The following is a 22,294-nucleotide window of genomic DNA, read 5'->3' as shown; positions in this document are numbered from 1 at the left end:
CCAGTAGGAGAACCGCATGAAGAAAGCCCGGCTCACCGCCGCGATCACGAGCGTGGTGGCCTTGACCGTGAGCGCGTGCGGGGGGACGTCGCAATCCGGACAGGACCGGACCGCGAACCAGAAACCGGTCGAAGGCAAGACCTTCACCATGGCGATCGGTACCGACCCGGGGGCGCTGGACCCGGCGATGACCGTGCTCGCGGTCGCGCTGGACATCGGCCGCTACCTCTACGACAGCCTGATCAACCTCGACGACACCGGCAAACCGATCGCGGGGCTCGCCGAGAAATGGGAGGCCACCACGACCACCGCCTCCTTCACCCTCCGGAACGGGATCACCTGTGACGACGGTACGCCGCTGACCGCGAGTGACGTGGCGGCGAACATCGGCTTCATCGGCGATCCCGCGAACAAGTCCCCGATGGCCGGGCTCGCGATCGCGCCGGGTACCAAGGCGACCGCGGACGACGGGGCCAGGACGATCACCGTCACCAGCGGAGCGCCGGACGCGTTCCTGCTGCGCAACGCGGGCGGCCTGCCGATCGTCTGCGGCAAGGGCGTCACCGACCGGCAGGCGCTGGCCAAGGGGAAATACGGCACCGGCATGTTCACCATGACCGAAATCGTGCCGAACGACCATTACACCCTCACCCGTCGGAAGGACTACGCGTGGGGCCCGGGGGAGTGGCAGCGTGAGCAGCCGGGACTGCCCGAGAAGGTGATCTTCCGGGTCATCCAGAACACCACGACCGCCGCGAACCTGCTGCTGTCCGGTGAACTCAACGGCGCCAGGATCACCGGTCAGGACCAACAGCGCCTGCGCGCCCAGAAGCTGTATCACGGCGAACAGGTCGTGCCGATGGGCGAGATGTTCTTCAACCAGGCGCCCGGTCGCCCGGGCGCCGATCCGGCCGTTCGCCGCGCGTTGGTCCAGGCACTCGACCTGCCCCAGATCGGCAAGGTGCTCACCGGCGGTTCCGGGGCGCCCAGCCAGGGGATGGTCACCACCGAACCCAGGGCGTGCTCCGGTGACGCGGTGAGCGGGAAGCTTCCCGCCTTCGACGTCGCCGCCGCCAAGGCGGGTTTCGACGCGGCGGGCTGGAAGCCGGGAGCGGACGGCGTGCGGGTCAAGGACGGCAAGCGGCTCGCGCTGACCGCCATCTACGGCACCCAGGTGGGGCCGACGATGGCCCCCTCCGCCGAACTGATGCAGCAGTCCTGGAAGGCCGCCGGCGCGGAGGTCACGCTCAAGGGCCTCGACAGCCCGGGGACCAGCCAGGTGCTCTTCAACACCGGTGAGTGGGACATCTCGCTCGCGCCGGTGACCCTGCTGCTGCCGAGTCAGGCCGTTCCGTTCGTCTCGGGACCGAAACCGCCCGCCGGCACGAACTTCGCGCATATCGAGAACGATCGGTATACGGCACAGGCCGCGCAGGCGGCGCGGATGCCGGGTGATTCGGGCTGCGCGACCTGGCTCGCCGCGGAAACGGCGCTCATCGAGCGGCTGGACGTCGTGCCCTACGTCAACTCGATCATCCCGACCTTCGGCAGCGACGCGCGATTCAAGGTCCGGTTCGGCTCGGTCGAGCCGTCGTCGATCCGGATGTACGGCTGATGGCGGTCGCGGTCGCCCCGTCCGGACTGCGCGGCAGCCCCTGGCTGTCGTTCGCCATGCGTCGCCTCGGCCGGTTCGCGGTCTCGCTGTGGGTCTTGATCACCACGGCGTTCCTGATGATCCAGCTGATTCCCGGCGACCCGGTCCGGGCGGCACTCGGGCTGACCGCGCCGGTCGAGCTGGTGAACGCGCGGCGGGCGGCCCTCGGCCTCGACGATCCGCTGTGGCTGCAGTACGTCCATTACCTCGGCGGAGTGGTCACCGGTGACTTCGGGACGTCGATGACGAGCGGGCAGCCGGTCTCCGAGGTGATCGGTGATCGGCTGCCCGCCACCCTCCAGTTGGCGTTGCCCGCCTTCGCGGTGGTCATCGCGGTGGCGATCCCGCTGGGCCTCCTGTTCGCCGTGCTGACCCGCGGTGGACGGCGGCGGGGCAGTGAGCTGGTGTTCACCTCGACGACCGTGCTGCTCGCGGCCATTCCGGAGTTCCTGCTCGCCGTCGCGCTGGTCGCGTTCTTCGCGGTCCGGCTCGGCTGGTTCCCGGTGGCCGGGAGCGAGGGCGCGGGTTCGCTCGTGCTCCCGGTGATCGCGCTGGCGCTCGGCCCGGCCTCGGTGCTTTCCCGCATCGTCCGGGTGGAGACGCTTTCCGTGCTGGGCCACGACTTCATCCGCACCGCGCGGGCGAAACGGCTCCCCGCGCGGCTGGTGTACCTGCGGCACGCGCTGCCGAACGCGCTGACCGCGACGCTGACCATGGGCGGGCTGATGCTGACCGGGATGGTCGCCGGGACGGTGTTGGTGGAGAACGTGTTCGCCTGGCCAGGTCTCGGTTCCACCATCGCGCAGTCGATCCTGCAGAAGGACTATCCACTGGTGCAGGGCATCGTGCTCGTCTACGGCATCGGAGTCCTGCTGGTGAATCTGACGGTGGACGTGCTGCTGGCCGTCCTCGACCCGCGTTCGACGATCCGGGAGAACTGAGATGGCGAATCGACGCGGAGCGAAATGGGCCGCGGCCCTGCGCACCCCGGTGGGCGGGTTCGCGGCGACCCTCCTGCTGATCGTGATCGCGCTCGCGGTGCTGGCCCCGATCCTGTGGCACGACAACGCCTTCGCGATCGACACGGACGCGATCGGCCAAGGCCCGTCCGCCGCGCATTGGCTGGGCACCGACGATCTCGGGCGCGACATCCTCTTCCGTGTTCTGGTGGCGACCCGGCTTTCGGTGCTGCTGGCGCTGCTCGCGACGGTGATCGGGGTGGTGACCGGGCTCCTCCTCGGCACCTTGCCTTCGCTGTTGCCTCGGCCGGCCGCCCGGCTGGTCACCTCGGCGGTGAACATCGCGGTCGCGTTCCCCGGGCTGCTGCTCGTGCTGTTCTTCTCGGTCATCTTCGGGGTCGGCACCCACGGCGCCGTGCTGGCGGTCGGTTTCGCGCTGGCCCCGGCCTTCGCGCGGCTGGCACAGACGCTGTCGGCCTCCGTGGCGGGCCAGGACTTCGTGTCCGCCGCGCGGATCTCCGGCGTCGGCCGGATCCGGTTGCTGGTGCGGCACATCCTGCCCAATATCGGTGAACCGCTGGTGGTGAACGCGACCATCGGCGCGGGCGCCTCGTTGCTGGCGTTCTCCGGGTTGTCGTTCCTCGGCATCGGTGTGCAGGCACCGGATTACGACTGGGGACGGCTGCTCGGCGAAGGGCTCAACGGGATCTACGTCAACCCGGCGGCCGCGCTCGCGCCCGGTGTCGCGGTGGTGCTGGCCGGGCTCGCCTTCAACCTGGTCGGCGAGACCGTGGCCGGCGTGATCGGTGTTCGGACCGGGCTGCGCGAACTCGCGCCACGGCCGGTCTCCCCGGCACGGGAATCCGTCGAGCGCGACGACGGTGCCGTGCTGGTGGTGGAGAACCTCCAAGTGGCGTTCCCGCGTCCGTCGGGTTGGACCGTTCCCGTGCGCGGGGTGAGCTTCACCGTCCGCGCGGGAGAGGCGATCGGCGTCGTCGGCGAATCGGGTTCGGGGAAGAGCCTGACCGGCCTGGCGGTGTCACGGCTGGTCGAAACGCCGGCCGTGGTCACCGCGGACCGGCTCGAATTCGCCGGGAAACCCCTGCTGACGACGCCGCAACGGGAGTTGCGCGGTCTGCTCGGCACGTCGTTGGCGATGGTGTTCCAGGATCCGATGACCTCCTTCAACCCGACCAAGCGGATCGGCCGCCAGCTGGCCGAGGTCGCCGAACAGCATCAGGGACTCCCACGCGCCAAGGCCTTCGAACGAGCCGTGGACCGGTTGCGCGCGGTGCGGATCCCGGCGGCAGAACGGCGTGCGCGGCAGTACCCGCACGAGTTCTCCGGCGGTATGCGGCAGCGTGCGATGATCGGCATGGGCCTGATGGGCGATCCGAAGCTGATCATCGCCGACGAACCGACCACGGCGCTGGACGTCACCGTGCAGCGGCAGTTGCTGCGGCTGCTGGCGCGCACCAGGACCGAACGGGACACGGCGATCATCCTGATCAGCCATGACATCGCGGTCGTTTCGCAGACGTGTGAGCGGATGCTGGTGATGTACGCGGGCCGGGTGGTGGAGGATCTGCCGTCGGCCGGGAGACCGCGGCATCCGTACACGCGGGCGCTGCTGGCCGCGACACTCGACCTCGAGACCGATCGTGACGCGCCGCTCGCGGTGATCCCCGGCCGTCCGCCGGAACCGGATCGTGTGCCCGACGGCTGCGCCTTCGCCGATCGGTGTCCCGCGGTGACCGACCGGTGCCGTCTCGAAGACCCGGTGCTGGAACGCGTGGAACCCGGACATCGCGTCGCGTGCTGGTACCCGGCGCCGCTTTCTGTGCCCGCCAAGGAAACCGTGACCGCCGGAGGTGCGGAATGAGCGATCTCGTCTTCGACACGGTGAGCGTGCGGTACGGCGGGCGGCGTGGACTCACCGCCGTCGACCGGGTCGGGCTGACCGTCCCTTCCGGACAGGTCGTCGGACTCGTCGGCGAATCGGGTTCGGGGAAGTCGACGCTGGCCCGTGCCGCCGTCGGGCTCTCGCCGATCAGCGAGGGACGCGTTCTCCTGGGTGGTGTCGACGTCCGGAAGCTGCCCCGGCGCCCTCCGCTGCAGATGGTGTTCCAGGATCCGTATTCCTCTTTGGACCCTCGGATGAGCATCGGAGAGTCGATCACCGAGGCGATTCCGCGTGGCGTACTCCCCGGTCGCGCGGCTCGCCGGGAGGAGGTGGCCCGGCTGCTGGAGCTGGTCAACCTCGATCCGGAACGCGCGGGCCACCTGCCAGGGCAGCTTTCCGGCGGTCAGCGCCAGCGGGTGGCGCTCGCCCGTGCACTGGCCGGGCGGCCCGACGTGCTGATCGCCGACGAGATCACCTCCGCGCTCGACGTCTCGGTGCAGGGCGCGGTGCTCAACCTCGTCCGGTCCGTGCAACGGCGGCTGGGCCTGTCGATGCTGTTCATTTCGCACAACCTCGCGGTGATCCGCTATCTCAGCGACATCGTCGCCGTGATGTACCTCGGCCGGATCGTCGAGGTCGGCCCGGCCGAGCAGGTGCTCGGCGATCCTCAGCATCCGTACACCCGTGACCTGCTCGCCGCGGCGCCTTCCGCGCACACGTCGCTGTTGGACACCGGCGCGGACGAGGCGACCGCCGACACCGAGCCCGCCGACCCGCATCACCCGCCGGCCGGATGCCGCTACCACACCCGCTGCCCGGTCGGCCCGCTCGTCCGCGCCGACCGAGAACTCTGCCTCCAGGCGGATCCCACCGAAGACGCGGCACACCGACGTCACTCGGCGGCCTGCCACTTCAGCGAAAACGAGAGCCGCCGGCTCACGATCCCCCGAGGAGCGACCGCATCATGACCCGACGTCTCGGTCTCGAAGACCTGTACGGAATCGTCGTCCCCAGTCAGCCCGCGCTCTCACCGGACGGCGATCGGATCGTCTACGTCCTGCGTACCGCGGACCGCGACGAGGACCGGAACGAGCACACGCTCTGGGAGGTCGGCGCGACCGGTGGCGAAGCACGGCAGCTCACGCGCGGAACCGCCGACCTGGCGCCGGCGTGGGCGCCGGACGGCACGCGGATCGCGTTCCTCCGTGCCGAAGACGGCCCGCCGCAGGTGTGGTTCCTGCCGACGTCGGGTGGAGAGGCCGAACGGATCACCGAACTCCCGCTCGGGGCGGGTGCCCCGGTCTGGAGCCCGGATGGCGGCAAAATCGCGTTCTCGGCCGCGACCGACCTGGCGGGCGGGGAGCCCGCGCCGAACGCCCCGGTGGTGGCGGACCGGCTCGACTTCAAGGCCGACGGCGCCGGGCTGATCAAGACCATCCGCAAGCATCTGCACGTCCTCGACGTCGCCACGCGTGAGGTCCGGCAGGTCACCTCCGGCGATTGGCACGCGGGCGATCCCGCCTGGTCACCCGATGGCACGCACTTGGCCTTCTCGGCCGGACGGGACGCTGACGCGGACCTGACTTTCCGTTCCGGCGCCTACGTTCTCGACGTGACCACGAAGGCTTCCGAGCCGCGGCTGATCGGCTCCGGCGAAGGCATGGTGGGTACGGTCACCTGGACCGCCGACGGGTGCGAGCTCCTGGTGGCGGGCCGGGTCGACACCGAGGTCGGCCACATCGGGCTGCTGCGGGTCCCGCTCGACGGCGACGACCCCATCGATCTGACGTCCACTTTGGACCGGAATGTGATGTCCGGTGGCGCCGGCTATCCTGGCGCGCTGCCGAAGCTGACCGCGGACGGCGGTTCAGTGCTGTTCGGTCTCCGTGACCGCGGCTGCACCCATCTGTACCGAGTGGACACCGACGGCGGGAATCCGCGCGCGGTGTTGGCGGGCGCGGACCGCGTCGTGTCCGGAATGGACGTCGCGAACGGGAGGATCGTGGTGGCCCTTGCCACGGCGGGCTCGTTCGGTGAGATCGCCGTCGTCGATCAGGCCACCGGCGCCGTCGACGTGCGGACGAAGCACGGCGCCTCGGTCGCCGAGGTGGAGCTCTTCCGTCACGAGGAGCGGGAATTCACCATCGCGGACGGCACCGTCGTCCATGGCTGGCTGCTGCGTGACCCCGCCAAGACGGAGGCCGCGCCGCTGCTGCTCGACATCCACGGCGGCCCGCACAACGCCTGGAACGGCGCGGCCGACTCGATCCACCTCTACCATCAGGCGCTCGTCGCGCGAGGCTGGGCGGTCCTGCTGCTCAACCCGCGCGGCAGCGACGGCTACGGCGAGGATTTCTACACGGGCGCCGTCGGCGGCTGGGGTGTCGCCGACGCCGCAGACTTCCTCGAACCGCTCGACCACCTGGTCGCCGAAGGGATCGCCGACGCGGACCGGCTCGCCGTGGCGGGGTACAGCTACGGCGGTTTCATGACCTGCTATCTGACCAGCCGCGACAACCGCTTCGCCGCCGCCGTCTCCGGTGGCGTGGTCAGCGACCTGAACAGTATGGAAGGCACCTCCGACGCCGGGCACTACCTGGCCGTCCGTGAGATCGGCGACCGGTCGGGGGACTACGCGGAGTTCTCACCGTTCGCCAAGGTCGACCAGGTGCGGACGCCGACCCTGGTCATCCAGGGCGCGGAAGACGAGCGGTGCCCGGTCGGCCAGGCCGAGCAGTGGTTCGGCGCCCTGCGTGCGCGTGGCGTCCCGACGCGGCTGGTGCTGTACCCGGGCGCCTCGCATCTGTTCATCCTCGACGGACCGCCCTCGCACCGCCTCGACTTCAACCGGCGCGTCCTCGAATGGGTCGAGCAGTACGCGGCTCCGGCGGACGGGGTGTCGCGCGTGCCGATCGAGGCGGCGCACTGGCAGCGGCGCCTGGCCGAACTCGCGCGCAAATATCGCGTTCCCGGCGCTGCGCTGGGCATCACGCGGATCGGGGACGACGCGGAGACCCACGTGTCCTACGGCGTACTCAACACGGCGACCGGCGTCGAAGTCACCGAAGACTCGGTGTTCCAGATCGGCTCGGTCTCCAAGGTGTGGACCGCGACCGTGGTGATGCGACTGGTCGACGAAGGGCTCCTCGACCTGGACGCACCGATCTCCGACGTCGTCCCCGAACTGCGGCTGGCCGATCCGGACGTCGCCAAACAGGTGACCATGCGGCATCTGCTGACGCACACCAGCGGAATCGACGGAGACGTCTTCACCGACACCGGGCGCGGCGACGACTGTCTGGAGCACTACGTCGAGATCCTCGACCAGGCCGCGCAGAACCATCCGCTCGGCGAGACGTTCTCCTACTGCAACTCGGGTTTCGTGCTCATGGGCCGGGTGATCGAGAAGCTCACCGGGCAGACCTGGGACTCGGCGATGCGGGAGAAACTGTTCACCCCGCTCGGCCTCACCCACACCGTGACGCTGCCCGAGGAAGCGCTGATGTTCCGCGCCGCCGTCGGTCACGTCGCCGGTAAGGACGAGGAACCGCGGCCCGCACCGATCTGGGGCCTGCCGAGGAACATGGGCCCGGCGGGCTTGATCACCGCCACCACCAAGGACGTGCTCGAATTCGCCCGCCTGCACCTGACCGGCGGCCTGACGCCGTCCGGCGAGCGGATCCTGACCACGGCGTCCGTCGCCGCGATGGCCGAGAAGCAGACCGACATCCCCGACAAGCACTCGCTCGGGGATTCCTGGGGTCTCGGCTGGATCCGCGACGACTGGAGCGGACGGCGGGTCATCGGCCACGACGGCAACACGATCGGGCAGTCCGCGTTCCTGCGACTGCTGCCCGATCAAGGGCTCGCCGTCACCCTGCTCACCAACGGCGGCAACACCCGCGACCTGTTCCAGGAGCTGTACCGCGAGATCTTCGCCGAACTCGCCGACGTGGCGACGCCGCGGCCGCTGGAGCCGCCCGCGACACCGGTGACCGTCGACGGTTCGAGGCATGTCGGTGTCTACGAACGGGCCGGTGTGACGATGGAGGTACTGTCCGAAGGGGACGGACTTCGGCTCCGGCAGACCGCCACGGGACCGCTGGCCGAACTCATGCCGGAGAAGACGCAGGAGTTCGACCTGGTCCCGGTGACCGACTCGCTCTACGTCTGCCGTGAGCCGGGTGCGCGGACCTGGATGCCGGTCACCTTCTACACGTTGCCGACAGGGGAGCCGTACCTGCACCACGGAGTGCGTGCGACACCGAAGGTCAGCTTCGGCGTCGTGCCACGTAACGGATGACCAGAAGCACGATGCAGACGACCGAGACGGCTCCCGCGATCATGCGGAGGGTCCAGTCCATCCCCGCGAACTGTCCGATCGAGTTGGCGGCGGCGCTGACGAGGAGGACGAGCCAGAGGGAGGCGGTGACCATCGTGCCGCCGGCGTTTTTGGTGTCGTTCATGGGAAAGACGTTAGGGAACGGCGGGACGGGCGAACAGGGGAGTGACCCCCGTCGCGGGGTGGTGCTGGCGCTACCCCGCGACACGTTCGCCGGACAGTCGTAAGTGGCGATTAGGGTTATTGAGGGGTAAGGCAAACATGGCGTCGGGTTGGCCGGTCCCGCAATCAAGTCCTCGAATGGCCTTCCGGGCGTCGGCCATTGCTGTCACAGCCGCACCACCAGTCTCCCCAGGTGCGCGTGAAGCACTCCTTCCCAAGTACATGAAGGACCCCTTCACCGCGCCTAGCGCAAGCAAGGGGACCTTCATGTACTCCAACCAGCGGAGAAGGATTTCGGGGAGGTCTTCACGGAACGACGACCTGGCACGACACCGGACGCGCGCTCAGCGCTTCCCGCTCAAGTAGGCGAGCACCGCCAGTACCCGGCGATGCCCGCTGTCCTCCGGCAACCCGAGTTTCGCGAAGATGTTCCGGATGTGCTTGTGCACCGCGCCATCGCTCACCACCAGCAGTTCGGCGATGGTCGTGTTGTTGTAGCCCTCCGCCATCAGCCCGAGCACTTCACGCTCACGCGCGGTCAGCCCTTCGAGAGGATCGGTCACCCGGCGGTGCGCCATCAGCTGGGTGATCACCTCGGGATCCATGGCCGTCCCGCCCTTGACGACCCGGTCCAGCGCGTCGAGGAACTTCTCGACCTTCCCGACGCGCTCCTTGAGCAGGTATCCCACCGCGCCTTTGCCGTCGGCCAGGAGTTCCGCCGCGTAGCCGGTTTCGACGTGTGCGGACAGCACCAGCACGGGCAGTCCGGGATACATCTTCCGCGCCTTGACGGCGGCACGGAGACCTTCGTCGGTGTGGGTCGGCGGCAGCCGGACGTCGGTGATCACGGCGTCGGGCCGGTCCTTGGTGACCAGTTCGAGGAACTCGTCCACATCGTCCACCGCCGCGGCGACGTCGATGCCGGACGTGTTCAGCAGCATCACCAGGCCTTCGCGCAGCAGCGCGTCGTCCTCGACGATCACGACCCGCATGGCAACTCCACTTTCAGTACGGTCGGCCCACCGGCGGGGCTGGACAACTGCAAGGTCCCGTCGAACGCCTCGGCGCGCTTGCGGATCCCGGACAGGCCGGAGCCGCCGGATTCGTCGGCGCCGCCGTGACCGTCGTCGCGGATTTCGATGAGCAGGGTGTCGGCGGAGCCGTTGAGCGTGATCCAGGCGTGTTCGGCGCCGGAGTGCTTGGTGATGTTGGTCAGCATCTCGGCGACGACGAAGTAGGCGGCCGCCTCCACCGCGGCGGGACGGCGGCTGTCGCTCAGAACGTCCACTGTGCACGGAACGGGGCAGCGATCGGCCAGTGCCGTGACAGCGCCGTCGAGGCCGCGGTCGGTCAGCAGCGGCGGGTAGATGCTCCGCACGACGCTGCGCAGTTCGGCCAGCGCGCCGGTCGCGGTGTCCTGTGCCTTGCCCAGCAATTCCCTGGCCCGCTGAGGATCCTTGTCGAACAGCGAATCGGCGATCCCCAGTTGCAGTACCACCGCGGCGATCCTCGCCTGCGTCCCGTCGTGCAGATCCCGTTCCAACCGCCGGAGTTCGGCGCCGTGCGCCTCCAGCGCGGCGGCACGCGACGCGGCCAGTTCGACGACGCGGTCGGTCAGCACGACACCGGGCGCGGGCGCGAGCAGCTTGCGCGCGATGGACGCCTGCCACCGGGCCAACCGGGGGTAGAGGAACATCAGCGCGATCATGCCCACACCGGTGAGCAGGCTGAGGGCGGCCAGCGGCCACGACGTCACCATGAAGCCGAGCGAGCTTTCCACTCCGCCGGGCACCGTCGGCCAGATGAACGCGGTGACCACCTGGCGGAGCCCGCCGAGTGGGAAGGCGATGGCGAAGATGCCGATGACGAAACCGGTGGCGGCGTGGAAGGCGAGCCATCCCAGGTCCCGTCGCGAGGCCGGGTCGGTCACCGGGTTCCCGGACCGGTACGGCTCGGGGATCGGCTCGTCGAGCAGGCGCGCGGCGCGACGGCGTTCGAAGTTGACCGGGTACCTGATCAGCTTGAGCGCGTGCGGCACCGCCGGGATACCGACGCCGAACGGGCACATCAGCAGCACGAACAGCATGCCGACGAGGACGAACCAGGCGAACATCGAAGAAGCCGCGCCGACCGCCAGGTACCGGATCGCGGACCAACAGGACCGGAGCCGGGTGATCACCCGGACAGTCTCCCATCCGGGCCCGGGGTTCAGAACGCGGCGTGCCCCAGTGTCCGCACGCCATCGGCCGCCGAAAGGACGAGGACCGACCAGCGGACGGATGCGAAGGTCATGCGCTCGATCATCCTGCGGGTGGTGCTGTCCGGCCTGAACTCGGCGCTGTACGTCGGCGCGGATGCTGTTCGCGCTCACCGGCAACGGTGACGCCCCGAAGGCGTTCACCCGTTCGCAGTTCTGGCTCAGCGCGGTGAACCGGTCGCCCAGCGTCCGGTTCCCGTCGGGCCAGCGACACCGCCGCATGGTGGTGCCAGCGCTACCAAGAGTCTTCCCTCACGCGGGATCGTTTCCATCCCTTGACGGCCGTAGGTTCAGCCGGGAGAGATCACCACCGTTAAGGGGAAGCAATGAATGCAGGGGGCACGTGCGCCTTGAAGCTGGAATCCGTGAGCAAGGTCTACGGATCCGGTGACGGCGCGGTCACGGCGTTGAACGGGGTGACCGTCGAGGTGCGCAGAGGCACGTTCACCGCGGTGATGGGACCGTCGGGTTCGGGCAAGAGCACCTTTCTGCACTGCGCGGCAGGACTGGACAAACCGAGCTCGGGCCGGGTGCTGCTGGGGGACACGGAGCTGAGCCGGATGCGTGAGAAAGCGCTCACCGAGCTGCGGCGGACCCGCGTCGGGTTCATCTTCCAGGCCTACAACCTGTTGCCATCGCTGAACGTGCTGCAGAACATCACCTTGCCGATGCGGCTGGCCGGGCAGAAACCGGACCCGCAATGGCTGCGTCAGATCGTCGAGAGTGTCGGCATCGCGAAGAAGCTCGAACACCGCCCGTCGGAACTGTCCGGCGGCCAGCAGCAGCGGGTGGCGATCGCCCGCGCGCTGATCACCCGGCCCGAGGTCGTCCTCGCCGATGAACCGACCGGAGCGCTGGACACGCGCACCGCGCGCCAGGTGCTCGACCTGCTCCGCTCCCTTGTGGACGAAATGGGGCAGACCGTGCTGATGGTCACCCATGATCCGGTGGCGGCGTCGGCCGCGCACGGTGTGCTGTTCCTCGCCGACGGCAAGCTGGCGGGTCACCTCTCGCAGCCGACGCCGGAACGCGTCGCCGAGCGCATGACCCACCTCGGGGAGTGGTGAGGTCATGTGGGATTTGGCATGGCAGACGATGAGGACCCGCTTGAGCGGGTTCATCGGCGCGTTCGTCGCGATCCTCTGCGGGACGGCGCTGGTCGCCGGGTGCGGCATCCTGATGGAATCCGGTCTGCGGGCCGGTGTCCCGACCCAGCGGTACGCCGACGCGGCGGTCGTCGTGGGCGGTCGGCAGACGGTCGACCCGCCCGAGGCCGGCCCGCTCGAAAGCAAGCAGGTCGCCGAGCAGGCTTCGGTGCCGGTGACGCTCACCGGGGCGATCACGACGGTGCCCGGGGTCCGCGGTGTGGTGGCGGAGCAGAGCTTCCCGGCCAACGTGGTGACGGCCGACGGCCGGGCGCTGAACGGGCCCGAAGGCGGCCAGTCCTTGGGCCACAACTGGGACTCCGCCGTGCTGGCGCCGTTCTCCCTGCGTGACGGCCACGCGCCGGCCGGAGCCGACGAGGTGGTCCTGGACGCCGAACTGGCGTCACGGAGTGGCGTGGCGGCCGGTCAACGGGTGAAGATCGCCATCCGCTCGACTCCGGTGGAGTTCCGGGTCTCCGGTATCGCCGCCCCGAAGTCGGGTGACGGACTCACCCGGCAGTCCGCGGTGTTCTTCTCGCAGGAGAAGGCGGCCGAACTGGCCGGGACACCCGGTCGGGCGCACGCGATCGGGGTGCTGGCGGACCCGGGCGTCACGCCGGGCGACCTCGCCGACCGGATCCGTGACGCGGTCGGCACCGACCAGGTGACGGTGACGACCGGGGTCGAGCGCAGCACGGTCGAGTTCCTGGACGTCAGCCAGACCCGGATGCTGCTGATGGCGCTCGCGGGCTCGTTCGGCGGCTTCGCGCTCCTCATCGCGGTGTTCGTCGTGGCCAGCACCCTGGCTCTGGTCATCAACCAGCGACGCCGGGAGTTCGCGTTGCTGCGGGCGATCGCGGCCACCCCCCAGCAGATCCGCAAGCTCATCGGCGCCGAGACGATGCTGGTCGCGGTGGTCGCCGGCGTGCTGGGCAGCGGCCTCGGCGTGGCGGTGGGGTTCGGGCTGAGGAACGCGTTCGGGGCCGTCGGGGTGATCCCACCGGACTTCGAACTGGCGATCAGCCCGATCCCGCTCGTCGCCGCGCTGGCACTCGGTCTCGGCACGGCACGCCTGGCCGCCTGGTCGGCTTCGCGGCGTCCGTCGTCGATCCGCCCGGTGGAGGCGCTCGGCGAGGCCGCGGTGGAGCGGCGTGAACTCGGGCGCGTGCGCGTCGTCATCGGCTGCGCGCTGGTGGTGGCCGGTCTCGGCGGATCGATGGTCCCGATCTTCCTCCGCGGTGACGCGGGGCTCGCGGCTTCGGGCGGTTCGTCCCTGATCATCGTGATCGGGCTGGCCGTGGTCAGCCCGAAGGTGGTCGCCGTCATGACGCGGCTGATCGCACCGGTGCTCAACCGGACGTCGCGGATCAGCGGCTACCTGGCCGCCGCGAACAGCCAGGCCAACTCGCGTCGCCTCGCCGCCGCGGTGACGCCGGTGATGCTGGCGGTCTCGTTCGCGCTGACGATGTTCTACAGCCAGACCTCCGCGGCCGCCGCGCGACAGGAGGAGACCGTCGAGTCGACCACCGCGAACCACGTGCTCGCCGGCAGCACGGGTGGGCTCTCGCCTGAGGTCGCCGAAGCGGCGCGGCGGATCCCCGGTGTCGCCGCCGCGACCCCGGTCGTGCGCACCGAGGTGATCAACACGATGCGGGACCAGGAAAGCCTGCGCGTCGAGCGGTATGCGGCACAAGGACTGGACGGCGCGCAGGTCCGGGGGAACCTCGAACTGGGCGTCGTGTCGGGCAAGATCACCGACCTGACCGGGAACACCGTGGCGATGAGCGAAGCGGAAGCCGGGTGGTACGAGAAGAAGGTCGGCGACGAGGTCGAGTTCTACTTCGGTGACGGCGCTCCGGCGAAACTGCGGCTGGTCGCCACCTACACCCGCGACCAGGCTTTCGGCCGCTACGTGCTCCCCGCCGAGCTGGCCAGGGCGCACACCGGTGACCGGATGGACGACTCGGTGCTGGTCCGGGAGCAGCCCGACGCGGATTCCGCGGTCGTGACCGCCGCGCTGAACGACCTCGCGAACCGCTATCCGGGTATGGTCGTGACACCGGGATCGGCCGTGGCCGCGCCCGCCGGCGGGCAGCAGCAGGCCCAGTTCTACGTGAACCTGGTCGCGGTCGGCGTGATCCTCGGCTACGTCGTGATCTCGGTGGCCAACACGCTGGTGATGAGCACGGCGCAGCGCTCGCGCGAGTTCGCGCTCCTGCGCCTGATCGGCACCACGAAGCGGCAGGTCATCCGGATGATGCGGTTCGAAGCACTGGCGACGGTGGGGGTCGCGGCACTGCTGGGGACCGTGGTGGCGGGGATTCCCTTGATGCTGTTGAACCTCGGGCTGCGCGGGACGCCGCTGCCGTCCGGAACGGTGACCGTCTTCGGCGGGGTCATCGCCGGGGCGATCCTGCTCGGCCTGGTCTCGCTCGGGCTCGCCACCCGCGTGACGCTGCGGTCGAAGCCGATCGAAGCGATCGGCCTCCGCGAATAACGGCCCCGTCGTCCGGTCAGCCCTGCGCGGCGGGCCGGACGGCGGGGATCTTCCCGCCGCGGAAGGCGTCCACGAACAGTCGATGGTCCTCCCGCGACTGCTCGGCGTAGGCCATCCCGAATTCGGTCAGCGTGCGGACGAACTCGTCCTCGCGGTCGCCGATGACCCCGGCGATGGCCTCTTCGCTCTGGAAATCGACGAGCGACTGCTCGGAGTCCGAATCGGACACACAGTGCATCTTCGCGGTGGCCCGGCCGAGATAGTCGAGCACCGGCCCCATCTCCGACGGCTCGGTCAGATCCGACCAGTCCAGATCGTTGACATAGGGCGACAACTCCGAGACGACGAACCCGGTGCCGTCGATGTCCGTGTACCCGAGCCACGGATCGGCGTGCGCCTGCAACGCGCGCTGGGACACGGCGGTGCGGTGCCCCTCGTTGGTGAAGTAGCCGCGGATGCTCTCTTCGGCCACGATCCGGCTCGGGGCCGCCACGTTCCCTTGTTTCATCGACAGGACGACGTCGTTCTCGAGTGCCTGTGTCCGGCCTTCGACGAGGATGTTGTACGCGGGCAGCCCGGCCGACCCGATGCCGAAACCGGTGCGGCCGACGATGTCCTTGACCCGGTAGGTGATACTGCCGAACCGCTTGTTCTCCGGAATCGTGTCCAAGTAGGACTCGAAGGCCTTGGTCGCGATCTCGTGTTCGGCCTTTTCCAGCACCCGGACTCCCGGACCGTGCCGGAATCTGCGGTCGTAGTCCTCCACCGTGGTCAGCTCGTCGAGCAGGTCGATCCGCGTCTTGAGCCGCGCCCGGAGCAGGATGTCGTGAAGGACGCCTTCGGTGCTGGCCAGCTCGAGCCGGACGAGTTCGTCGCCGGGGCGCTCGGCGTATTCCCGGACCTGCTTGGCGTAGGCGCGCAGATAAGTGCCGATCAAAGTCTCGATGTCGTCGTCGGAGATCGCCTTGCTCCACGCCAGCAGCGCGACACTGGCGGCCAGCCGTTTGAGGTCCCAGGTGAAACACCCCAGGTACGCCTCGTCGAAATCGTTGACGTCGAACACCAGCGTTCCGGACGAATCCATGTAGCTGCCGAAGTTCTCGGCGTGCAGGTCGCCCTGGATCCACACCCGGCTGGTCTTCTCGTTCGCCCACGGATCGTTCTCGTGCGCCATGTCCGCGTAGAACAGGCACGCCGAACCCCGGTAGAACGCGAACGGAGCGGCCGCCATCTTCCGGAACTTGCGGCGGAACGCGTCGGCGTCCGCGCGCATGAGGTCTTCGAAGGCCTCCACCAGCACTTCGACGATCCGCGCCTGCCGATCGTCCTCGCCGCGCTCGCGGATCCGCCCGACCACACCTGTCATCACGACCTCCAGACGTCTGTCACGGTGCCACAGGTCGGTTCGCCGGGCAGATCAGATCTTGCGGAAACGCGCGTCCAGCATCGCGAAGGCGCCGAAAGCGGCGATCCCGGCCGCGAGGGTGAGGAGCATCGGACCGCCGTACGGCTGAGCGACGAGCGTTTTCAAGGCGGCGTCGAGTCCGCTCGCCTTGGCGGGGTCGAAGGTGACCGCGGCGATGACCGTCAGCACGCCGATGGTGCCGTACGCGGCGGAGAGCGCGATCCAGCCGATCTGCCCGAGCCGGATCGTCGTGGTCCGGGTCGTGCCCGACGCGCCGCCGAAGTCGAGTTCACGCACGAAGGTCTTCCGGAATCCGCGCTGGGCGAGGAACACCGCCACCGCGACCACGGCGACCCCGGCGGCGGCGACCAGAACCTGTCCGTACGACTTCGCGAGGATTTCGGCGACGAGGGAGCCTTGCCCGTCGTCGGCGCCCGCGATGGCGATCTTCACCGCGCTGTAGGACACGAGACCGTAGAGCACGACTTCGATCCCGCTGACGATCCGGCGCACCGTCCGCCGCCGCGCCTTCACGTGCCGGTGGCCCGTGATCGCCTCGCCGAGCTGCCACAACGCCAGCACGGCCAGCCCGGCCGCGATCAGCCAGAGCAGCCACGCGCCACCTTCGGCGACCACCATCTGCAGAGCGCCCGCCTTGTCCGCCTTCGCCTTGTCGCCGAGCGCGACCTGTGCCGCGAGCCATGCGACGAGCAGGTGCACGACCGCGTAGCAGACGAGCCCGCCTCGGGCGATCAGGTCGAACGTCTTGCTGTCGCGCATCGGGCGATCCTTGCCGAGCGGGTCGCTTTCCGCCAGGTCCGGCCGGAGCAATATGTCCGTTGTGTCGGGCAGGTCACTCTTGATCTCCACCGAGGTCGAGGGTGAATCCTGGGTTCACCGACGGTTTCGAGGAGAGAACATGAGCGAGGACAAGGGTTTCTACTCGATCATCGAGTACGCCGTGGACGGACCGGAGACCCAGGCGGCCCTGGTGGAGGCCTTCGCCGAGATCCAGGACCGCTGGGTCCGGTTCTACCCGGGTTACGTGTCGGCGCGGTTCCACGCGAGCGTGGACGGGACGCGGGTCGTCAACGTCGTCGGCTGGGCGAGCGAGGCGGACTACCGGCATTTCGAGGAGACGTCGGACACCGCTGGACGGCTCGCGGCCATCCAAGCGGCACTCGACGGCCTGCCCGGCGAGGTCGAGTCACTGGTGAGCGCGAACCCGCGCTACCGCGTCGTCCGGGAGACCGGGCCCGGCCCGCGCCGGTAGAGGGTGCGGATCCCGAAGGCGGCGAGCAGCCCGAGCACGGCCAGCCCGATCGGCCGGAGCGTGACCGTCCACGGCCATGCCGCGCCGCCGAGCGCGAGGTGTTCGGTCCGGTACTCCAACGTCCTGGCAGTCCACCGGGTGGTCGCGGCGTCCGTGGTGCGCACCAGGTCTTCGAGGACGGCGTCGAACGGGAACCCGGGCTCGGCGTGCAGGTACACCGGTGAGAGCCCGGCGTACCGATCGGCCGCCTGCCTCGCCGCCGCGTCAGCGCCTGGCACGATCAACCGGTCGTGGTCACCCGCCACCGGCGTGCCGCGCGGGGCGAAGGTCAGTCCGTGCCGGGACCGGATCGGTGTGCCGTCGAGACCGACCGCCGTCGTCTCGACCGCCAGGGACTGGCCGTAGGTGTCGAACACCGCGGCGAGTTCCAGTTCCCGGATGCCGCTGGTCAGCAGCACACCCAGCGTCGGCTTGTCCCAGCGGAAGGCGGTGTTGAACCCGACGACGGTGTCCGCCGCTTCGAAGGTGTTCTGGGCCATCGGCGGGCTGGAACCGGGGGAGTAGTGGGGCCAGCCGACGGCTTCGGCTGTCTTCCGCGCGGCTTCGACGCCGGCGAACCGCTCGGCGATCCGGAGTGCCCCGTCGATCCCTGAAAGGATCCCGGCCGTGGTCACGATGTTCCCGTCGTCGACGTAGCGGGTGCCGCGAATCCAGTCCACGGCGGGGAATTCGTCATCGAAGCCGCCGATGCGGAGCCAATGCGCGGTGGCCTTCCGTCCGTCGAGGAGCCCGGCCGAGGCGAGGACGCCCGAACCGTTGCAGACACTCATGAGCAGCGCGCCCCGTGACGCCTGCCGCTTCAGCCAGTCGGTCACCGGTCGCGTGGTCGGCTCGCCGAGGTCCGGCAACGCGGGCACCACCACGACGTCCGGAGCGGTAGGGATCAGCTTGCCGAGATCGGCGAAACCCAGGTCGGGGATCAGGTCGAGTCCGCCGGTCAGGGTGACCGGCCTGGCCACCGGCGCGACGGTGTAGACGTTGAACGCACCGGTCGCGGCCAGGATCTCGTAGGGGACGAGCGTGTCGGAGACGACGGCGCCTTCGTTCCCCACGACGACCACCGCGGTCGGCTTGGCGGGATCGTGCGCCCGGCGTACTGGTTGCGGCGAGACCCCGTCGGTTCTTTGTGCGTAGCGGTTTTCAAAGCCGGCGCTGAGGGTGACCGCGCCCAGTGTGACCGGCAGGGCCAGCGCTGCGACGGTGAACGCCAGCACGGTCAGCGTCACCCGGAGGACAGTGCGCATGGTCAGGCCCCGTACTCGGCGCGACGGCGGAACATAGCGGCGAGCATCGCGGGCACCATCAGCACGTGCCCGGCCGTCATCAACGTCGACCCGGAGATCAGACCGGTCCAGTAGAACGGCAAGAACAGCAGGTAGGGCACGTACATCGCGGCCGACATTTCCGCGATCGACGCCCACCCGTGGCGCCGGATCCGCATCCACAGCGCCATGCCGAGCGACATGTTCGTCGCCATCACCAGCGCGCTCGCGGTCACGTTCCCGGCGAGGCCCGGCCACAGGAACGACCAGACCGGTTCGAGGACGATCATCCCGGCCACCATCGCGAGAAGCATCTCCACGGCGTGGCGGGTGAAGTGCAGGATGGCTTGCTTGCGGGTCTTGGGTTCTGTCGTGTGGTGCATTTCCGGCTCCCTCGATCGGTGCGACGGGAGCAATGTTCGGCCACGGCGGGGCACGAAGGCAGGTGCCGGAAGTCATGCGGGAGGTCATGTGACCGTTCAGAACAGGCCGAGTTCCCTCGCGCGCAGAGCGGCCTGGGTCCGGTCCCGCACCTGGAGCTTGGACAGGACACTCGTCACGAGGTTCTTCACCGTTCCCTCGGCGAGGAACAGCGTCCTGGCGATCTCCCGGTTACTGCGGCCGTCCGCGAGAAGCCGGACCACCTCCAGCTCCCGTTCGGAAAGCGGGGTCACCAATGGCCGTGCCCGCGGTGTCTCGGCGGGCAGCCGCGCCACCCTGGCGACGAGCTTCGCCGCGACCGACGGCTGCAGCACCGACTCGCCCCGCTTGGCCGCGACCAGCGCTTCGACCAGCCGCGTCGACGAAACGTCCTTGAGCAGATAGCCGACGGCGCCCGCCCGGAGCGCGGCGAACACGTCCTCGTCGTCGTCGAAGGTGGTCAGCGCCAGCACACGTACACCGGGCTGCTCGGACTGGAGCCGGGCGGTGGCCGCGATCCCGTCCAGCACCGGCATCCGCAGATCCATCAGCGCGACGTCGGGGCGGAGTTCGGCGCAGAGCCGGACAGCCTGCTCGCCGTCGGCCGCCTCGCCGACGACTTCGATTCCCGGCTGGACCTCCAGCAGGGTCGCCAACGCTTCGCGGAACAACCCCTGGTCGTCGACGATCAGCACGCGGACGCTCATCCCGGCACCTCCACGGTGAGCGTCAGGCCGTGCCCGTCCGCGGAGTCGACCGAGACCCTGCCACCAAGCCCGGCGACCCGCTCGCGGAGCCCCACGAGGCCGAAACCCTTGTCCGGCGGGGAATCCCCGGTGAACCCGAGACCGTCGTCGCGGACCTCGAGCCGGACTCGATCGGCTTCGGCGTAGTCGAGCACCACGGTCGCGGCCTTGGCGCGCGCGTGCTTGTGCACGTTGGTCAAACCCTCCTGAGCCGCCCGGAACAGCGACTCCTCCACCTCGGCACGGGTTTCCCGCGCCGCGCCCTTGATTTCGAATCCGGTCCGGACGCCGGCCGCGGAAGCCTCGTCCGTCAGTGCCCGCAACGCTTCCGTGAGCGGTTCGGAGCGGGGCTCCCGGAGCGCGGAGACCGAACGGCGAACCTCTGCCAGCGCCTCCCGCGACTGGTCCTGTGCCTTGGCGAGCATCCCGTCGGCCCGTTCCGTGTCCCCGGTGCCGATCACCGCGCGGGCGGCCTGCAGCATCATCTGGACGACCGTGAGGTGATGCCCGAGCCCGTCGTGGATGTCGCGCGCGAGCCGGTTGCGCTCCTGGATCGTCGCGAGCTGTTCGGCCTGTGCGGCTTGGCCGCGAAGACGTTCGTGGGCCTCGGCCAACTCCTCCCGCGCCCGCTTCTCCCGGACGACGAGTTCGGTGACCACGGCCGCGAAGATCATGACCGCCAGGGTCCCGAGCCCCTCACGGAGACCGTCCATCGGCGCCATCGGCAGGTGGATCAGCGGGATCAGCACCGCCACCCCGAAAGCCACGGGCAGCGGAAGCAGCAACACGGTATGGCTGACAAGGACCACGAGAAGCAGGACGGACCCGACGGCGGCGCCCGAAAGCGAGAACAGCGTGAAGCCGAGTGGTAACTGAACGCAGACATACACGATCGCCCACGCCCGCCCGCGTTTCTGCACCCACGGGAAGCCGATGACCGCGATCGCCGCGTAGACCAGCCCGGCGACGAGTGTCGGAAGCACGAGCGTCTCGTACTTAACCGAGCCGAGGGGCAACGTCACATACGCGACGAGGGTCAGCACGGCCAGGGCCCGGTTCACGGACACACAATGCTCGACCTCACGTGGCCATCGCAAGCGACCCCCGCGTTTAGTCCTCTGGATGCGGTCCTTGCGCACGCAAACACCGCATCCAGAGGACTAAACGCGGGTCAGGTGATGGTGCTGTGCCGGATCTCCAGCGAGAACGGCGTCTGGACGTCCTCCGGTTCGAGGTCGCTCCCGCCCGCGATACGCCGACGTAGCAGATCGACCGCGGCCCGCGCGATCGCCGCCTTGTCCGGCGCGATCGTCGTCAGCGAGGGCAGGCTGTACGCGCTCTCCTCGTTGTTGTCGAAACCGACGATCGCCATGTCCGACGGCACCTGCACGCCGCGTTCGGCCGCGGCTCGAAGGGCACCGATGGCGAGGAGGTCGTTGAAGCAGAAAACAGCGTCGGGCGGCTCCGGCAGTGCGAGGAGATGTGCCATCGCCTCGGCGCCGTTGGCACGGTGGTAGCGCAGAGCGGGCAGGACCAGTTCCGGAATGGGCGCGAGCCCGGCCTCCTGGAGCGCGGAGTGGTAGCCCTCCAGCCGTTGCGCGGCCGTGTGGCGCTGCGGATGCGCGCCGATCGCGGCGATCCGGCGGCGGCCGAGTGAGCTCAGGTGCCGCACGGCGATGCGGGCGGCCTGGACGTTGTCGATGCCGACGTGGTCTATCGGGACGTCGACGACGTGCTCGCCGAGCATCACCAGCGGTACACCCGGCGCCAGGTCCTCGAAATCGTTGGTGTGCAACGCTTCCGGACTGATGATCGCGCCGTCGATCAGATGCGGCCCCAGCGCGGACAGGGCGTTGCGCTCGCGCTCCCTGGTGCCGAGCGTCTGCTCGATGAGGACGTTCCACTCGTGTTCCTGCGCCGCCTGCAGCACCAGGCCCGCCAGTTCGCCGAAGTACGGGATGCTCAATTCGGGCAGCATCAGCCCGAGGAACCCGGTGCGGCCGCGACGGAGGTTGCGGGCACCGAGATTGGGCCGGTAGCCGGTCGAGGCCAGTGCCTCCTCGACGCGCTTGCGGTTCTCCGGCTTGACGAAGTCGTAGCCGTTGACCACGTTCGACACGGTCTTGACCGAGACGCCCGCAAGCTTCGCGACGTCCTTGAGCGTGGCCACCCTCGCTCCTCTCTGCAGTGCCCCGGCACAGATCTGGCA

The 22,294-nt window shown here is 69.3% G+C and carries 18 protein-coding genes; 8 read left to right on the top strand and 10 right to left on the bottom strand.

Annotated features, from left to right (window positions below):
- Positions 1–16: 16 nt before the first annotated feature.
- The 5 genes from ACZ6DT_RS11670 to ACZ6DT_RS11650 are packed head-to-tail and all read left to right on the top strand — an operon-like array spanning position 17 to position 8,819.
- Entirely contained in the window at positions 17–1,615 is a 1,599-nt protein-coding gene (locus ACZ6DT_RS11670; protein WP_465592387.1) for an ABC transporter substrate-binding protein, read from the top strand.
- Positions 1,615–2,595, top strand: a complete 981-nt coding sequence (locus ACZ6DT_RS11665; protein WP_465592385.1) for an ABC transporter permease — start codon at positions 1,615–1,617, stop codon at positions 2,593–2,595. Before ACZ6DT_RS11670 ends, ACZ6DT_RS11665 begins: the two co-directional genes overlap by 1 nt.
- A 1-nt stretch (position 2,596) precedes the next feature.
- Positions 2,597–4,495: a dipeptide/oligopeptide/nickel ABC transporter permease/ATP-binding protein gene (locus ACZ6DT_RS11660; RefSeq protein ID WP_465592382.1), complete on the top strand. Its 1,899-nt coding sequence runs from the start codon at positions 2,597–2,599 to the stop codon at positions 4,493–4,495.
- The gene (locus tag ACZ6DT_RS11655; protein ID WP_465592379.1) at positions 4,492–5,484 is read left to right on the top strand and encodes an ABC transporter ATP-binding protein; all 993 of its coding nucleotides are present in this window, start codon (positions 4,492–4,494) and stop codon (positions 5,482–5,484) included. The genes ACZ6DT_RS11660 and ACZ6DT_RS11655 overlap by 4 nt, the downstream gene beginning before the upstream one ends.
- Complete coding sequence (locus ACZ6DT_RS11650; protein WP_465592376.1) at positions 5,481–8,819, top strand: serine hydrolase; 3,339 nt, start codon at positions 5,481–5,483, stop codon at positions 8,817–8,819. The genes ACZ6DT_RS11655 and ACZ6DT_RS11650 overlap by 4 nt, the downstream gene beginning before the upstream one ends.
- Here ACZ6DT_RS11650 and ACZ6DT_RS11645 read toward each other — a convergent pair.
- The 3 genes from ACZ6DT_RS11645 to ACZ6DT_RS11635 all read right to left on the bottom strand — a co-directional run bounded on the left by ACZ6DT_RS11645 (position 8,788) and on the right by ACZ6DT_RS11635 (position 11,199).
- Entirely contained in the window at positions 8,788–8,982 is a 195-nt protein-coding gene (locus ACZ6DT_RS11645; RefSeq protein ID WP_465592373.1) for a hypothetical protein, read from the bottom strand. The genes ACZ6DT_RS11650 and ACZ6DT_RS11645 overlap by 32 nt on opposite strands.
- Positions 8,983–9,364: 382 nt before the next feature.
- Entirely contained in the window at positions 9,365–10,012 is a 648-nt protein-coding gene (locus tag ACZ6DT_RS11640) for a response regulator (protein ID WP_465592371.1), read from the bottom strand.
- Positions 10,000–11,199, bottom strand: coding sequence for a sensor histidine kinase (locus ACZ6DT_RS11635; protein ID WP_465592369.1), 1,200 nt, complete (start codon positions 11,197–11,199; stop codon positions 10,000–10,002). The genes ACZ6DT_RS11640 and ACZ6DT_RS11635 overlap by 13 nt, the downstream gene beginning before the upstream one ends.
- A 404-nt stretch (positions 11,200–11,603) precedes the next feature.
- On the opposite strand from ACZ6DT_RS11635, the gene ACZ6DT_RS11630 reads away from it, so the two are divergent.
- Both ACZ6DT_RS11630 and ACZ6DT_RS11625 read left to right on the top strand, forming a co-directional pair.
- Entirely contained in the window at positions 11,604–12,344 is a 741-nt protein-coding gene (locus ACZ6DT_RS11630) for an ABC transporter ATP-binding protein (RefSeq protein ID WP_465592366.1), read from the top strand.
- Positions 12,345–12,348: 4 nt separating this feature from the next.
- Positions 12,349–14,919, top strand: coding sequence for an FtsX-like permease family protein (locus ACZ6DT_RS11625; protein WP_465592363.1), 2,571 nt, complete (start codon positions 12,349–12,351; stop codon positions 14,917–14,919).
- 16 nt (positions 14,920–14,935) lie between these two features.
- On the opposite strand, the gene ACZ6DT_RS11620 is transcribed toward ACZ6DT_RS11625, so the two are convergent.
- Positions 14,936–16,285: a DUF2252 domain-containing protein gene (locus ACZ6DT_RS11620; protein WP_465592360.1), complete on the bottom strand. Its 1,350-nt coding sequence runs from the start codon at positions 16,283–16,285 to the stop codon at positions 14,936–14,938.
- Positions 16,286–16,336: 51 nt separating this feature from the next.
- The gene (locus ACZ6DT_RS11615; protein ID WP_465592357.1) at positions 16,337–17,194 is read right to left on the bottom strand and encodes a DUF1206 domain-containing protein; all 858 of its coding nucleotides are present in this window, start codon (positions 17,192–17,194) and stop codon (positions 16,337–16,339) included.
- Positions 17,195–17,243: 49 nt separating this feature from the next.
- Here ACZ6DT_RS11615 and ACZ6DT_RS11610 point away from each other — a divergent pair, with 49 nt between their 5' ends.
- Positions 17,244–17,597 carry an antibiotic biosynthesis monooxygenase gene (locus tag ACZ6DT_RS11610; protein ID WP_465592354.1) on the top strand — a complete coding sequence of 118 codons (354 nt, stop codon included), beginning with the start codon at positions 17,244–17,246 and terminating at the stop codon, positions 17,595–17,597.
- On the opposite strand, the gene ACZ6DT_RS11605 is transcribed toward ACZ6DT_RS11610, so the two are convergent.
- The 5 genes from ACZ6DT_RS11605 to ACZ6DT_RS11585 form a co-directional block, all read right to left on the bottom strand.
- A complete protein-coding gene (locus ACZ6DT_RS11605; RefSeq protein WP_465592351.1) occupies positions 17,555–18,901 on the bottom strand; it encodes a DJ-1/PfpI family protein in 1,347 nt (448 codons plus the stop codon). The genes ACZ6DT_RS11610 and ACZ6DT_RS11605 overlap by 43 nt on opposite strands.
- 2 nt (positions 18,902–18,903) lie before the next feature.
- Positions 18,904–19,302 (bottom strand): hypothetical protein, encoded by a 399-nt coding sequence (locus tag ACZ6DT_RS11600; RefSeq protein ID WP_465592348.1) that lies wholly within the window; start codon positions 19,300–19,302, stop codon positions 18,904–18,906.
- A 96-nt stretch (positions 19,303–19,398) separates the two neighbouring features.
- Positions 19,399–20,046: a response regulator gene (locus tag ACZ6DT_RS11595; RefSeq protein WP_465592345.1), complete on the bottom strand. Its 648-nt coding sequence runs from the start codon at positions 20,044–20,046 to the stop codon at positions 19,399–19,401.
- Entirely contained in the window at positions 20,043–21,146 is a 1,104-nt protein-coding gene (locus ACZ6DT_RS11590; RefSeq protein WP_465592342.1) for a sensor histidine kinase, read from the bottom strand. The genes ACZ6DT_RS11595 and ACZ6DT_RS11590 overlap by 4 nt, the downstream gene beginning before the upstream one ends.
- 110 nt (positions 21,147–21,256) lie before the next feature.
- A complete protein-coding gene (locus ACZ6DT_RS11585; protein ID WP_465592339.1) occupies positions 21,257–22,255 on the bottom strand; it encodes a LacI family DNA-binding transcriptional regulator in 999 nt (332 codons plus the stop codon).
- Positions 22,256–22,294 lie beyond the last annotated feature (39 nt).

Source organism: Amycolatopsis sp. NPDC041971 (genome assembly GCF_055588925.1).
This window is presented reverse-complemented; position numbering and strand designations above follow the sequence as displayed.